The 13,862-nt window shown below is 53.1% G+C and carries 11 protein-coding genes; 7 read left to right on the top strand and 4 right to left on the bottom strand.

The genetic code is table 11. From position 1 onward, the window contains the following. Nucleotides 1-6 precede the first annotated feature (6 nt). Nucleotides 7-492, bottom strand: coding sequence for a regulatory protein RecX (locus ACYVJQ_RS01200; RefSeq protein WP_460891239.1), 486 nt, complete (start codon nt 490-492; stop codon nt 7-9). A gap of 163 nt (nt 493-655) precedes the next feature. Here ACYVJQ_RS01200 and ACYVJQ_RS01195 point away from each other — a divergent pair, with 163 nt between their 5' ends. The 3 genes from ACYVJQ_RS01195 to gloA2 all read left to right on the top strand — a co-directional run bounded on the left by ACYVJQ_RS01195 (nt 656) and on the right by gloA2 (nt 4,796). Beyond that, the gene (locus ACYVJQ_RS01195; RefSeq protein ID WP_460891238.1) at nt 656-1,519 is read left to right on the top strand and encodes a DMT family transporter; all 864 of its coding nucleotides are present in this window, start codon (nt 656-658) and stop codon (nt 1,517-1,519) included. Nucleotides 1,520-1,709: 190 nt separating this feature from the next. Further along, nucleotides 1,710-4,349 (top strand): DUF5686 and carboxypeptidase regulatory-like domain-containing protein, encoded by a 2,640-nt coding sequence (locus ACYVJQ_RS01190; protein ID WP_460891237.1) that lies wholly within the window; start codon nt 1,710-1,712, stop codon nt 4,347-4,349. A gap of 57 nt (nt 4,350-4,406) precedes the next feature. Next, on the top strand, nt 4,407-4,796 hold the full coding sequence (gene gloA2, locus ACYVJQ_RS01185; protein ID WP_460891236.1) for an SMU1112c/YaeR family gloxylase I-like metalloprotein: 390 nt from the start codon (nt 4,407-4,409) through the stop codon (nt 4,794-4,796). 567 nt (nt 4,797-5,363) lie between these two features. Here gloA2 and ACYVJQ_RS01180 read toward each other — a convergent pair. Continuing rightward, complete coding sequence (locus ACYVJQ_RS01180) at nt 5,364-5,813, bottom strand: hypothetical protein (protein WP_460891235.1); 450 nt, start codon at nt 5,811-5,813, stop codon at nt 5,364-5,366. Between the two features lie 66 nt (nt 5,814-5,879). Next, a complete protein-coding gene (locus tag ACYVJQ_RS01175) occupies nt 5,880-6,785 on the bottom strand; it encodes an EamA family transporter (protein WP_460891234.1) in 906 nt (301 codons plus the stop codon). 249 nt (nt 6,786-7,034) lie between these two features. Between ACYVJQ_RS01175 and ACYVJQ_RS01170 the strand changes: the two genes are divergently transcribed. Further along, nucleotides 7,035-9,512, top strand: a complete 2,478-nt coding sequence (locus tag ACYVJQ_RS01170; protein ID WP_460891233.1) for a bifunctional UDP-N-acetylmuramoyl-tripeptide:D-alanyl-D-alanine ligase/alanine racemase — start codon at nt 7,035-7,037, stop codon at nt 9,510-9,512. A gap of 255 nt (nt 9,513-9,767) precedes the next feature. On the opposite strand, the gene ACYVJQ_RS01165 is transcribed toward ACYVJQ_RS01170, so the two are convergent. After that, the gene (locus ACYVJQ_RS01165; RefSeq protein ID WP_460891232.1) at nt 9,768-10,514 is read right to left on the bottom strand and encodes a Bax inhibitor-1/YccA family protein; all 747 of its coding nucleotides are present in this window, start codon (nt 10,512-10,514) and stop codon (nt 9,768-9,770) included. A gap of 169 nt (nt 10,515-10,683) precedes the next feature. Here ACYVJQ_RS01165 and ACYVJQ_RS01160 point away from each other — a divergent pair, with 169 nt between their 5' ends. From ACYVJQ_RS01160 to ACYVJQ_RS01150, 3 genes are all read left to right on the top strand, one after another. Continuing rightward, nucleotides 10,684-10,917, top strand: a complete 234-nt coding sequence (locus ACYVJQ_RS01160; protein ID WP_231583493.1) for a FeoA family protein — start codon at nt 10,684-10,686, stop codon at nt 10,915-10,917. Nucleotides 10,918-10,920: 3 nt separating this feature from the next. Further along, entirely contained in the window at nt 10,921-13,083 is a 2,163-nt protein-coding gene (gene feoB / locus ACYVJQ_RS01155) for a ferrous iron transport protein B (RefSeq protein ID WP_460891231.1), read from the top strand. A 304-nt stretch (nt 13,084-13,387) separates the two neighbouring features. Then, nucleotides 13,388-13,861: a ribosome maturation factor RimP gene (locus ACYVJQ_RS01150; protein ID WP_460891230.1), complete on the top strand. Its 474-nt coding sequence runs from the start codon at nt 13,388-13,390 to the stop codon at nt 13,859-13,861. The last annotated feature ends 1 nt before the right edge of the window (nt 13,862 follow it).

Genomic DNA, 13,862 nt, shown 5'->3' with positions numbered 1-13,862 from the left:
AGCACATTAACCCAGCCCTAACTCCTTCCAAGCAGCCTGGATCAAATCTAGTTCGTATCCTTTGCTTTGCAGGAAGTATTGGATTTTCTGGCGGCGGGCCATGGGGTTGCGTTCGCCTTCGGTGGCGTTTTTCTTTTCCAAGAGGTGCAGCAGGTTTTCCCAGTACGTGTCGGGGTCAATTTCCTGGAGGCCTTTCCGGATGCAGAAATCAGAGATGCCTTTGGCTTTAAGGCCCTGCTGGATTTTGCGGCGTCCCCAGCGCTTGAGGCCGTACTTACCCCGCACAAAAGACTGGGCATAGCGTTCCTCGTCCAGCAGTTTTTCCTGAGTCAGGAGAATCACCAGTTCATCGGCATCATCCAGGTCCAGGCCGTAGTCCAGTAGTTTGGTGCGTACCTCGTTCTGGGTGCGTTCCTGGTAGGCGCAGTAAGCGGCAATCTTAGGGAGTGCCTCTTTCTTGGTATAGACTTTCTTTTTCTTCGGCTGAAACACAGAAAACAGTTTAGTAAGGTACCGTTCAGGTATACTCTATAAACCAAAAGTAGGCAAAAACAGTTTGCACTATAGCGCTGCAAAAGCAGGAAAACAGCAGTTTTTTCGGTTCCTATCCTATTTAGCCCGACCTTTGCGGCCTTATATTTTACCGCTTACTTGTATGACCAGAGGGGTGCAGTTTATGCTGCTTTCTACGTTCTTTTTTGCCTTCATGAACGTATGCGTGAAATTTCTCTCGCATTTGCCACCTATGGAAGTGGTGCTGTTTCGGTCCATGATCTCTTTGGTGCTCAGTTATGCCATGATCAGGCGGGCCAATATCTCGCCTTGGGGCAACCGTAAAGCTATTTTGATCACCAGAGGCCTTGCCGGAGGGTTTTCGCTGCTCATGTTCTATACCACCATCCAGAATATTCCGCTGGCGGGGGCGGTCACTATTCAGTACTTAGCGCCTATTTTCACTGCCTTGTTGGGGGTGTTTATTGCCAAAGAAAAGGTAACGCCGTGGCAATGGGTATTCTTTCTGGTGTCGTTTGCTGGGGTGCTGGTGATTGAGGGGGTAGACACACGCATTTCCCTGCATTATTTGCTCATTGGCATAGGCAGCGCGTTCCTGTCGGGGGTAGCGTATAATTCGGTGCGTAAATTAAGCGAGACAGACCACCCACTGGTGATTGTGTTTTACTTCCCGCTGGTCTCGCTTCCGCTGGCGGCCATCTTCTGCCTGTTTGACTGGGTACCCCTACGGGGCGATGACTGGATTTGGCTCCTTTTGACCGGGATTCTGACGCAGCTTGGGCAGTATTTCATGACCCGGTCTTACCAGATTGAGAAGCTGGCGCGGGTGGCTAACCTCAACTATATTGGCATTCTGTACGCGCTGGGCCTGGGGTTTGTGTTCTTTAATGAGACGTTCCATTTCTACTCGTACTTGGGTATTGCGCTGGTTTTGCTGGGTGTATTGCTGAATATGCGGTATAGCCGAAAGCTTAGGAAGCAAGAAGCGGCCTTAGCGGTTAAGTAGGCGTTTTAAGCCTGTTTTCTTAAAAACAGGCTTAAAACGGAGTATAGCGTTGGTACATAGGAGCTCTTCTGTTTACCTTTAAGGAATACTCTTCCGGCAGAGGAAGAGCTGTTTAGAATATTGCGTTTTCTCTATAAAGGCTTATACCCAACACGAAGGATCTTTCGTTATGCTGTCAAACCCTTCGTTCATGCCTTTACCCGTCCTCTTTTCTTTTGCGTTCAGGCCAGTGCTAACGTCCCTGCTTTGCTTGTTTTGTCTACTAAGCGGCACGGCCCAGGCGGGCATTGTGAAAGGCAAGGTCACCGATGAAAAAGGGGAGGGCCTGGCCTTCGCCACGGTTTATCTGCTGGGCTCCACCGTAGGTTCCACCACCAATGAGCAGGGCAATTACCAGTTCAACGTAGACCCCGGCAAGCATACGGTGGTGTTCCAATACGTGGGCTACAAAAGCCAATCCAAGACCATTGAAATCCCCGACGAAGAGAAGCCCACGCCCCTGGTTTTGAACGTGCAGCTCCTCCCCGAGGTCTATAACCTGAACGAGGTTCGGGTAAGCCTCAGCGGCAAAGACCCCGCCTACGGTATTATGCAACAGGCCATTGCCAAACGGGAATATCACCTGAAAGAGGTACAGGCCTACACCGCCCAGGTCTATGTGAAAGGGCTGCAGCGGCTCTTGAACATGCCGAAACGAATCATGGGCATAATTAAAGTGCCGGCTGGCCTTAAACCGGGTATTCTGTACTTGTCAGAATCGGTGTCTGAGCTGAACTTCATGCAGCCCAACAAGTACCGCGAGCGGATGATTTCCTCTAAGGTGAGCGGCAACAGCCGGGCCTTCAGCTTTAACCAGGCCTCCGAATTCAACGTGAACTTCTACCAAAACCTGGTCAAAGCCAAAGGCGTGAACGAGCGCGGGTTTGTCTCGCCGCTGGCCAGCAATGCCATGTTCTTCTACAAGTATGAGCTCATGGGCAGCAACCAGAACAACGGCCACCTCATCCACCGCATCAAAGTCACGCCCAAGCGCAAGAATGACCCCGCCGTGACCGGTTACCTCTACATTGTAGACGGTTCCTGGCGCCTGCAAAGCCTGAACCTCTACGTGACCAAAGACCAACAGATTGAATTTGTGGATACCCTGCGCATTACCCAGCAGTTCACCCCGGCCGCCGGTAACGTATGGGTGCTGCAGTCCCAGAAATTCACGTTTGACGTAGAAGGCTACGGCTTTAAAGGCAACGGGTATTTCATGGCGGTGTACAGCAAGTACCGCATAAAGCCCGCCTCGTTTGTAAAACAGGAACCGGCCCCCGCCCCAGCAACGCCAGCTCCCCAAGCCCCAGTAGTTGCCCCACCGGTGGCCGTGGCTCCGCCTACCGTGAAACTCAGCAGAAAAGAGCGCAAAGCCCAGGAAAAATCGGCTCCCGCTGATGGGGTCCCGGATGCTGAGTTCTTCAAGAAAAAGGAGGTGTTGCTCATAGAGAAAGAAGCCAATACCCAGGATAGTTCGTACTGGGCCGCGGTGCGCCCTGTGCCTTTAACCGAGGAAGAAGTGGTGGATTATCACCAGAAGGACAGCCTGCAGGTCATCAAAGACTCCAAGCCCTACAAAGACTCCATAGACAAAAAGAACAACCAGTTGGGCGTATCTAACCTGCTGCTCACGGGCTACTCTTACCAGAACTCCTTTGAGCGGACCACTTTCAGCCTGGACCCCATTACGCGTATCTGGCAATATAACACCGTGGAAGGGCTGGTGGCCAACCTGCGCCTTGGCTATACCAAACGCTTTGAAGACCGCCGAAGCTATACCATCACGCCCACGTTGCGCTATGGGTTCAGCAATGAGAAGCCCCAGGCCAAACTGTCGGCCTCTTACAACTATGACATGGTGCGCCGCCGCTCTGCCGGTTTTGAGGGAGGCAGGTTTGTGAACCAGTTTAACGCCAATGAGCCCATCACGCCGTTTGTAAACACGGTGTACACGCTGCTGCTGGAAGAGAATTATATGAAGCTCTACCAGAAAACGTTCCTGCGCGGGTGGCACAGGCGGGAACTGGTGAACGGCCTGGCCGCCTTGTTTGAGGTGGAGTACGCCCAGCGTGATATGCTCCAGAACACCGCAGACTACGTGGTCCGGGACCGGACTACCAAGACCTTCACCTCCAATAATCCCTTTAACGCCGAAGTGGGCAACACCGCTTTCCCGCGGCATCAGGCGCTCACGGCCACCATTGGACTGGCATTCCGGCCCGGGGCCGAATACATTTCCCACCCAGACCGCAAGATCAACCTGGGTTCTGAATGGCCTACTTTTACCCTGGTGTATAAAAAAGGCATCCCGGGGCTTTTGGGCAGTGACGTAGATTATGATTTTGTGACCGTTGGGGTAGAAGACGAACTGGCACTGGGACTGCTGGGAACCAGTAACTACACCATCAACGTGGGTTCGTTCCTGCGCAAAAAGGAAATGTACTTCATGGATTTTAGGCATTTCTCGGGTAACCGCACCATCCTGTCCGGCGACTTCAGCGGCTTTCAGCTACTGGACTATTACCGCTACAGCACCCAGAAAACCTTCTTTGAGGGCCACTACAGCCACCACTTCAACGGCTTTATTTTAAACAAACTGCCCCTGGTGCGCAAACTCAAATGGCAGGAAGTAGGCAGCGTGAATTACCTCCACACCCAAGCCTCTGGTCATTACCTGGAGGTAGGCGTAGGGCTGGAGCACCTGTTCAAGATCTTCCGGGTGGACTTTGTGACTGGTTTCCAGGAACGCGTGAAAGTAAGCTCCGGCATCCGGGTAGGTTTCGGGTTTTAGGCCAGAAGCCCTTCCCATTTTGAAAAAGAGCCAGCGGCTTTTACCATTCTAAATTGCATGCTCCATTTAAAGAACATCCACCACATAGCGGTCATCTGCTCCAATTACGCCGTCTCCAAAGCATTTTACACCCAGGTGCTGGGCCTCACTGTGCTTCAGGAAATTTACCGCCCCGAAAGAGATTCCTACAAACTAGACCTGGCCTTGAACGGCGTGTACGTGCTGGAACTGTTCTCTTTCCCAGAGGTTCCCGCCCGCCTTTACTTACCCGAAGCCGCGGGCCTGCGCCACCTGGCCTTTGCCGTGGAAGACGTGGAAGCCGCCCGGCAGGAACTGATTAAAGCGGGAGTTCCTGTACAGGAAATAAGAACAGATGAACACACCGGCCAACGCTTCTGCTTCTTCTCTGACCCAGACGGCTTGCCATTGGAATTGTATGAACAGTAAGTAGTGTGGTTTGGGCCTATTTTAGAAAAACGGGCTGGAAACGTGGGTTGCTCTGCACGAGTAGTCATCCTCCTACCCCCTTCAAAGGGGAAGGATATGCGTAAGGTGAGGCCTGGGCCTCAGGGAAGCTGCAAACTTCCCGAATGGTAGGTCCAAGTTGGAAACTTGGACCAGGAAAGACATACTGATGTAAACACCCCTCTTAATCTCCCCTCAAGGGGGGAGTCTGCGCTTAATAAGTGTTATTGGAAAGTATAATGCAGTAGGGCGTTTTGCGGCTGTTTCCCCAAAAACGTGCCCAAAACACTAACCACCTCTAACTCGACTCTCCTTCTTCCTCGCATTTCCCCGATTCCAGTCTTTACTTCGAGCGCCTCGCTTGTGGCCCTGCAGGGGCTTTACTAAGGGTAGACTGCAACTCGGCCGCAAGGGCAGTGCGAGGGGGAAAGACGGGGCCCCGCGGCCGTGAGCGCTCGGAGAGAGAAGATGAAACAACCAAGCATAAGGACTTAAGGCGACAGCGCTCACCACGCCAGCAGCAGGCGGAAAGGCGTGCACCAAAGCAACTTACAACGCCTTCACCTCAAGCTTCGCTGTTTTCTCCGCCGGTGAAGTATCAGCGGTATTAGGGTACGGCTGTACCTCAGACAAAATCAACTGGTACTGCCGGGAACCCATAGAAACCTGCACGGTGTCGGCGGAGCGTGGACCACGATTGTCTGGAGCGGGGAGGGCATCGCCTAGATACAAGGTTTTGGTGGCCTCATTGCCGCGGGTGTCCTGGAGCTGCAGATAAGTGATAGCTGAGCCTTGCCGGATGCACATAGCATTCATGGGGCACCGGCTGTCCTCTACTTTCTGCAGTCGCACCACCAGGTTGCCTACCGTTACCGGCTTCTCCAAGCCCAGGATAAACGGCGCCGAAAGCTGGGGCGTCTGTTCAGAGGAAAGGTTTTCGGTGTGGGCGCAACCCACCAGTAAAAGGCTGGCGAAGGCGAGAGCGAAAAGACTTTTCATAGGCGTTTAAATAACGTGACTATAGGTAAGAGTCAAAAACGAAGCCAAAGGCTGCACCGGCTTTCCTTAATTTAAGGCCGCTGCCGCTTTCTTCTTGCCAATAGGCAGGTTATACAGAATCACCGACAGGAAGATCACAAAATACGCCACAATCTTTTGCTGACTGGCCACCTCACCGAAATACAGGAACGCCATGGTGAAATTGATGATCGGGTTCAGGTACATAAGCACGCCCACCGTGGCAGACTTCAGTTCCTTTAACGCATACAGGTTCAGGAACAACGGTAACACCGTAAACACCCAGCTCAAGAGCACAATCTGACCGGCAAAATGCACCGTAATCGGCTGCGCCGAATCTCCCACAAACCACGGGTAACTGGGCCCGATGAACAGGAAAGCCAGCAGCAACTGTAGCGTGAGCAGCACAATCTTGTCATAGTCTTTCATGAGCCGCTGCGTGATCAGATAAAAGGCGTAGGAGGCCGCAATGAGCAAACTGAACAGCAGATTATAGAGCGAATCGGTCCCCACCAAAAGGCAACTCATGAGGCTTAGCCCTATAGACAGCCACTGGTTCAGGCGCAATTGCTCCCGCAATAGCAGATAACCCAGAAAGGCCGTGAGAATGGGGCAGAGCAGATACGAGAAAGAGCCGGTCTGAATATCCACATGGTTCACCACGTAAATAAAGGCTAGCCAGTTAATGGTGAGCAGAGTGCCGCCCAGCAACGTGAACAGCACGAAGCGTTTCCGCTCCCGTGGGGCATGGCCTTTGAACAACTGAAGGGTTTCCTGCCATTGCTGCCGGCGTGTGCTCAGGGAAATGACCAGCAACGTGAGCACCGACACCAGAATCCGGAAATACAGAATCTGGCTGGCGGGAAAGTGGGTGAGAGCTTTGAGCGGAAAGGGGATAAAGCCCCATATTAAAAAGGCACTGATGGCCGCGCCGTGGTAACGATTCAACTTCACAACAAAAATATTTTTCTGAGCCGCAAAGGTAACCCATGCCGGGCCCACTGCCTAATCTGCGTTGACTTGCCCGTAAAAAGCGGCGAGTTGCTTCTCCTACAGAACACTTCCAGCCGTGGCGAGGCGTTTTAAAGGCGTTTTTCAGAAAACAGGCTTAAAACAGGAAAAGCCCGGCGGCCATGCCCCGTGACGGAAGAGGTGCGGCGTATAGGCATCTCTCGTATATTTGACTACTACTTGTGAGAGCCTATGTTTACCTTCAAAGAGATAGCCCAGGTCATGGGCGGCACCCTGGCCCAGTGGAAAGCAACCTATCCGGTCCAGCACTTGGTCACCGACAGCCGCAAACTGGTCAACGCCGCCTCATCGGTGTTCTTTGCCATACGCGGCGAATTTCATGACGGGCACCAGTACCTCCCCGAGCTGTATGCGCAGGGCGTGCGCCAGTTTGTGGTGGAAGACGCTGCCGGCATCATGGACCTGGACGCGTACCCAGAAGCTAATATTCTACTAGTCAGCAGCAGCATTGAGGCCATGCAACGGCTGGCTGCCTACCACCGGCGCCAATTCACGTTGCCGGTCATCGGGATCACCGGGAGCAATGGAAAAACTATTGTGAAGGAATGGCTGGCCCAACTCTTGAGCGTGTCTGAGCGGGTAGTGAAAAGCCCGCGCAGCTACAACTCCCAGATTGGCGTTCCATTATCTGTTTGGCAAATCAACGAAAGCCATACCATTGGCGTGTTTGAGGCAGGTATTTCCCGGCCCGGCGAAATGGAGAAACTGGCCAGTGTGCTGCAACCCACCATCGGGATTTTCACCAACCTGGGCTCGGCGCATGATGAGGGCTTTGAGACCCGAAACCAGAAACTGCAGGAAAAGCTCAAGCTCTTCGCGCACGTAGACAAACTCATTTACTGCGCCGACCAGGTGCCGGTGCATTACGCCATCCAGAAGGCCGGTCTGCCCGGGTTCACCTGGAGCAAGGCAGAAGTCCCTTCGGCGGCCGCCGATGTGCAGGTAAAAGTGCTGGAAATGCGCCAACGCAAAACCAAAATACGGGTGCATTACCAAGGCCATGGCCAAGACCTGACGCTGCCTTTCTCAGACGAGGCTTCTCTGGAAAACGCCCTGCATTGCCTGGCTGCCCTGCTGTACCTGGGCGTGGCGCCGGAGCAGATGGCGTCCCGTTTTGACCGCCTCACGCCCGTGGCCATGCGCCTGGAGCGCAAAGAGGCTATCAACGGCTGCTACGTCATAGATGATACCTACAACAATGACGTGGCCGGCCTGCGCATTGCCCTTGATGTATTGGCCCACCAGGCCCGGCGTGGCCGAAAGACCTTGATTCTCTCAGATTTGCTGGAGGCCGGCCTGGAGGAAGAGGCGCTCTATCAGCAAGTGGCGCAGGAAATCTCCGCCCGCGGCGTGGACCACGTTATTGGCATTGGCGACATCATTACCCGCCATCAGGAACTGTTCCCCAAAGGCAGTGAATTCTACCTGGGCACCGATTCCTTTCTGGGCCAACTGCGCCCCGAGACGTTCCGGCAGGAGACCATTCTGGTGAAAGGCGCGCGCGTGTTCCAGTTTGAGAAGATAGTGGCCGCCCTGCAGCAGCAGGTGCACGGCACCATGCTGGAAGTGAACCTGGATGCTCTGGTACACAACCTCAACTATTACCGTTCCCGGCTACAGCCCCAGACCAAGATCATGGTCATGGTCAAGGCCTTCGCATACGGCGCCGGTTCTTATGAGATCGCCAACCTGCTGCAGTTCCACCGGGTAGATTACCTGGCCGTGGCATACACAGATGAAGGCGTGGCCCTGCGCGAGCACGGTATCACGCTGCCCATCATGGTCATGAATCCCAGCGCCGACAGCTTCCTAAAGATGCAACAGTACGCCCTGGAGCCCGAGATTTACTCCCCGGACCTGCTGCACCGGTTTCTGGACTATTTTCCCGAAAAGAGGCCTAAAACGCCCCGCATTCATCTTAAGCTAGACACCGGCATGCACCGCCTGGGCTTTGACGCCGCAGAGTTGGAAGAGGCTCTGACTGTGCTGGACCAAATGCCGCACGTGCGGGTGCAAAGCGTGTTCAGTCACCTAGCTGGCGCCGATGAAGCCCTGTACAATGACTTTTCCCGCGAGCAGATTGCCCAATTTAAACAGATGGCCGCGCGCGTAGAGAAAGCCTTAGGCTACACGGTCACCAAGCATATCCTAAACTCAGCGGGCATAGTGCGTTTTGGGGAGGAAGCTGCCTTTGACATGGTGCGCCTGGGCATTGGCCTGTACGGCATTGAGTCCTCGGGCAGTGACCAAGCTAGCCTGCAGACCGTGGGGCAACTCAAAACCACCGTCTCGCAGGTAAAGCAGATCAAAGCCGGAGACACCGTGGGCTACAGCCGCCGGGGCGTGGCTGATACCGACAAGCAGACCGCCACCATTGCTATTGGCTATGCCGATGGCTATGACCGCCGCTTCGGGAACGGGGTGGGCGAGGTGCTCATCCATGGCCAGCGCGCGCCCATCATCGGTAACGTGTGCATGGACATGTGCATGGTAGACGTGACCGGTCTGGACGTGCGCGCCGATGATGAGGTCCTGATCTTCGGGGAAGGCCTGCCGCTCACCGAGCTGGCCGCGCGCATTGGCACCATACCGTATGAGCTTTTGACCAACGTGAGCACGCGGGTGAAACGAGTGTTTTATAATGCGTAGCGTTTTGGGCTGTTTTTGTGAAAACAGGTGTAAAACAGAAAAGCCCCGGCAATCGCCGGGGCTTTTCTGTTTCTATCAACTTTTCTTTTTAATGCAGTTAGGTACTTGCTTGCCGTCTTTGTCTTTCATGCCGGCTTGTTCATACCCTTTCCAACACGGATCTTCCTTCTTCTGGGCTTTCTTCGTCTTAGGCATATTATTTCACGGTTGGTGATATACTAGCCTACGAGGTCTATCCCGTTCTGTTAAAATAAATTACCTGCGGTTGATTTTAGACAGCAGGCGCAGAATCTCAATATACAGCCAGATCAAGGTCACGGTTAGGCCGAAGGCGGAGTACCATTCCATATACTTGGGAGCGCCTACCGCCACGCCTTGCTCAATGGTGTCAAAGTCCAGGATCAGGTTCATGGCGGCAATGATAACCACAAACACACTAAACACAATGCCGGCTATACCGCTGCTATGAATAAGCGCCATCTCCACGCCAAACAGCATTAAGACCCAGGAAAGCATATAATAGCAGAAAATCCCGAAGGTGGCGGTGATGATAATGGACTTGAACCGCTCCGTAGCCTTAATCACGCGGGTGCTGTATAGAAGCAGCATGCTCCCGAAGATAGTAAGCGTCAACAGCATGGCCTGGTTGGCAATACCGGGATACTGGGTTTCCAAAAGCCCAGATACGCCGCCCAGGAACAAGCCTTGCAGTGCGCAGTAGATCGGGGCAATATACGCGGCCAGGTGTTTCTTGAACGTGATCAGGAACGCCAAGGCTACGCCTACCAACGGAATAGCAATGAGGTAAGGCAGGGGCACGCCCATGTAAAAGAACAGATCCCAGGAGAAAAGGGCAAATACCACCACAATGGCAAATAAGGCCGCTGACTTGGCGATGGTGCCGTTCAGGGTCATGGTTGGTCCGGCATAGGCTTCGGCCTGCGCCAGGTCGGTGAAGGTTTTTTCTTTGAGGGCGGGGTTGTTAGAGGTGAACAGTGACATGCGCTGTAGGTTAGATTTGAAGGAAAAATAGGGAACAAATACGGCAAATGCAATAAATGTGCCGCGTATGTGGTCGTTCTCCAGTTAAACCTGCCTAACTTTTTGGATTCATTAGGAACACCTTGTACCTTGCGGTTGTTTATAACAAGTCTAAATAAAGCAGAGACAGGTGCAGAAAGACCAAAAGAGCGTGCGGGATCTGAAGATAGGGGAGAAGGGCATTATCTGTTGCCTCACCGACCCTGATATGTCTTTGAAACTGCTGGAGATGGGCTGTATACCAGGCGAAGAGGTGAAACTCAATAGCCGGGCCCCCCTAGGTGATCCCATTACCATCATTGTGAACGATTACACCCTTTCCCTGCGTTTAGACGAAGCTGCTACCATCAAGTTAAAGGCTTAGTCTATGTCTCAAGTTCTTGCTCCGGCTCCTGCCTCCGTTCCGCGTCCTACTGATAGTGCGCCCCGTACAGCCGTTGCCAAGATTGCCCTCATCGGGAACCCAAACTCCGGTAAAACCTCTTTATTCAACCACTTAACCGGTCTTAACCAGAAGGTAGGGAATTTTCCGGGGGTAACGGTTGATAAGAAGACCGGCCTCACGAACCTCACGCCCAACCTGCGGGCCCAGGTTATTGACCTGCCCGGGACCTATAGCCTGTACCCCAAGTCACTAGATGAGAAGGTTATCATAGACCTGCTGCATGATAAGAAGTCTGCGTTTTACCCAGACGTACTCATCATCACCGCAGATGCCTCCAACCTAAAGCGCAACCTGCTGCTGTTCACCCAACTAGCAGATCTGAAGATTCCTGCGGTACTGGCTTTGAACATGATGGACGTGGCCGAGAAGCATGGCGTAAAGATTGACATTGCCGAACTGCAGGAAGAACTGGGCGTGCCTGTGGTACCGGTGAACGCCCGTACCGGCGGCGGAATCGCAGCCCTCAAGATTTTGCTTTCCCAGCAGTTGGAGGCGCCAAAACCTTCCTTCTTCCAGATACCCGAAGGCCTGTTGGTGATGGTGCGCCAGATACGCTACTACTTTGAGTTGAGCAATGATTACCTGGCCTGGCACTATGCCCACCAATACCAAAAGCTCTCTTTCCTCTCTGAGGATGACAAAGAATACATTGCAGACTTGGTAAAGAAATACGATTTCCAGTCTAACGCGCTGCAGGCCACTGAGACCATTGACCGCTACACCCGCATCAATACGTTGCTCCTGGACGCTATGCGCGTGACCAAAGCGGAGAACAACGAGCAGATCAGCAACAAGATTGACCAGGTACTTACCCACAAGGTGTTTGGCTACTTGATTTTCTTTGGCGTGCTGTTCACCATCTTCCAGGCCATCTTCGCCTGGGCGGCTTACCCCATGGATCTGATTGACGGCGGGGTAGCCACGCTCAACGCCTGGATCCATACCCAGGCCGAGGGTCCGCTGGTAAACCTGCTCACTGATGGTGTGCTGGCCGGTTTGGGCGGCGTGCTGATTTTCATTCCGCAGATTGCCCTGTTGTTTGCTTTTATTGCTGTGCTAGAAGAGACTGGGTACATGGCCCGCGTCACGTTCTTAATGGACAAGATCATGCGCAAGTTCGGGCTGAACGGCAAGAGTGTGGTACCGCTGATCTCTGGCGTGGCCTGCGCGGTGCCGGCCATCATGGCTACCCGCACCATTGACAACTGGAAAGACCGCATGATCACCATCTTCGTGACCCCGCTCATGAGCTGTTCGGCGCGTCTGCCCATCTATACCATCATGATCGCGCTGGTGGTACCTGAGAAATACTTCCTGGGCTTCCTGAGTTTGCAGGGGCTGGTGCTTATGGGCTTGTATCTGATTGGGTTCCTGGCGGCTATTTTCTCAGCGGCTATGCTCAAGTGGGTACTCAAGACCAAAGAGCGCAGCTACTTTATCATGGAGTTTCCTACCTATAAAATGCCCCGCTGGACCAACGTAGGCCTGACCATTGTAGAGAAGGTGAAAGCGTTTGTGTTCCAGGCCGGTAAAGTGATTCTGGCTATCTCCGTAATCCTGTGGGTGATGTCTTCGTACGGCCCCGGCAACGCCATGGAGCAGGCCGAAACCCGTGCTACTGCTGAACTAACCACCTTGAGCCTGAATGAGGCAGATGCCAGCGCGCATATTGCCGGGCAGAAGTTGGAGGCATCGTATGCCGGTCAGTTTGGCAAGTTCATTGAGCCGGCCATTAAACCGCTGGGCTATGATTGGAAACTGGGTATTGCCTTGCTTACTTCCTTTGCCGCCCGTGAGGTGTTTGTGGGTACCATTTCCACTATTTACAGCGTAGGCGATTCTGAGAACATTGCTACCGTCAAAGAGAAACTGCTGGCTCAGAAAGATGAGTTCGGGCAGCCGTTCTTTACCCCGGCCCGTGCCTTCTCGTTGCTTATCTTCTACGTCTTTGCCATGCAGTGCATGAGTACCCTGGCCGTAGTATACCGTGAGACCAAAGGCTGGAAGTGGCCTATCATGCAGCTGGTGTACATGACCGGCCTGGCCTATGTTTCGGCGTTTGCCGTTTTTAAGCTGTTCTCTTAGACTTCCGTTTTGGGCCTGTTTTCTGAAAAACAGGCCCAAAACGCATTTTCTGCCTTAGGGGCAATTCTGTTGAATTACCCGGGCTCTTTCCTTTCTGCTTATGGTGACCTGCCGGCGAAACTTCTTTGCTGAAGGCATTTGACCATAGCGCTTCTTTTTCCGTAAATTTATTTTCCAAACAACTTCAAACGTACATAATGCGCTGTTGCTTGTGTTACAGTAGATTTATTAGTACATTTGTGCGATTAAAGTGAAATGGAGGGGACGAGAGAGTCCCCCTTTTTATTTGTTACCCAGACCGCGAATGGCCTTAGACCAGAAAACAATAGCAGATTTTGCGCAGGAAGCGTTGCCGGAACCGGACTTGTTCCTGGTGTCGGTGCACGTGTCTGATACGCCGGTGCGGCCCAAGGTGACTATCTTAGCCGACGGTGACCAGGGTATTACCATCCAGCAGTGTGCCAAGATCAGCCGTAGGGTGTCCAAAAGGATTGAGGAAGTATACGGGGAAGAAACGGAGTATTCCATTGAGGTTTCCTCACCGGGCGTAGACTACCCTCTCACCGAGGCCCGGCAGTACGCCAAAAACGTGGGCCGCAACATCAAGATCACCCTGGCCGGCGGCACCGAGAAAGTGGGCGTGCTGCAGGAAGTAGTAGAAGACGGAATTTTATTTGCCGAAGAGGTAAAACAGAAACATAAGGTGTCTTTGCAGGAGCCCATAAAAGTGCCCTACCTGGATATTGTGAAAGCGCAGATTGTAATCTCTTTTAAATAAG

This window comes from Rufibacter soli (assembly GCF_054781795.1).
The sequence above is the reverse complement of the archived record's forward strand: the minus strand, read 5'-3'. Positions and strand labels throughout refer to the sequence as shown.

Coding starts and splice junctions, on each gene's coding strand:
- ACYVJQ_RS01195 (WP_460891238.1), top strand. CDS start 656: ATGACCAGAGGGGTGCAGTTTATGCTGCTTTCTACGTTCTTTTTTGCC.
- ACYVJQ_RS01190 (WP_460891237.1), top strand. CDS start 1,710: ATGCCTTTACCCGTCCTCTTTTCTTTTGCGTTCAGGCCAGTGCTAACG.
- gloA2 (WP_460891236.1), top strand. CDS start 4,407: ATGCTCCATTTAAAGAACATCCACCACATAGCGGTCATCTGCTCCAAT.
- ACYVJQ_RS01180 (WP_460891235.1), bottom strand. CDS start 5,813: ATGAAAAGTCTTTTCGCTCTCGCCTTCGCCAGCCTTTTACTGGTGGGT.
- ACYVJQ_RS01170 (WP_460891233.1), top strand. CDS start 7,035: ATGTTTACCTTCAAAGAGATAGCCCAGGTCATGGGCGGCACCCTGGCC.
- ACYVJQ_RS01165 (WP_460891232.1), bottom strand. CDS start 10,514: ATGTCACTGTTCACCTCTAACAACCCCGCCCTCAAAGAAAAAACCTTC.
- feoB (WP_460891231.1), top strand. CDS start 10,921: ATGTCTCAAGTTCTTGCTCCGGCTCCTGCCTCCGTTCCGCGTCCTACT.
- ACYVJQ_RS01150 (WP_460891230.1), top strand. CDS start 13,388: ATGGCCTTAGACCAGAAAACAATAGCAGATTTTGCGCAGGAAGCGTTG.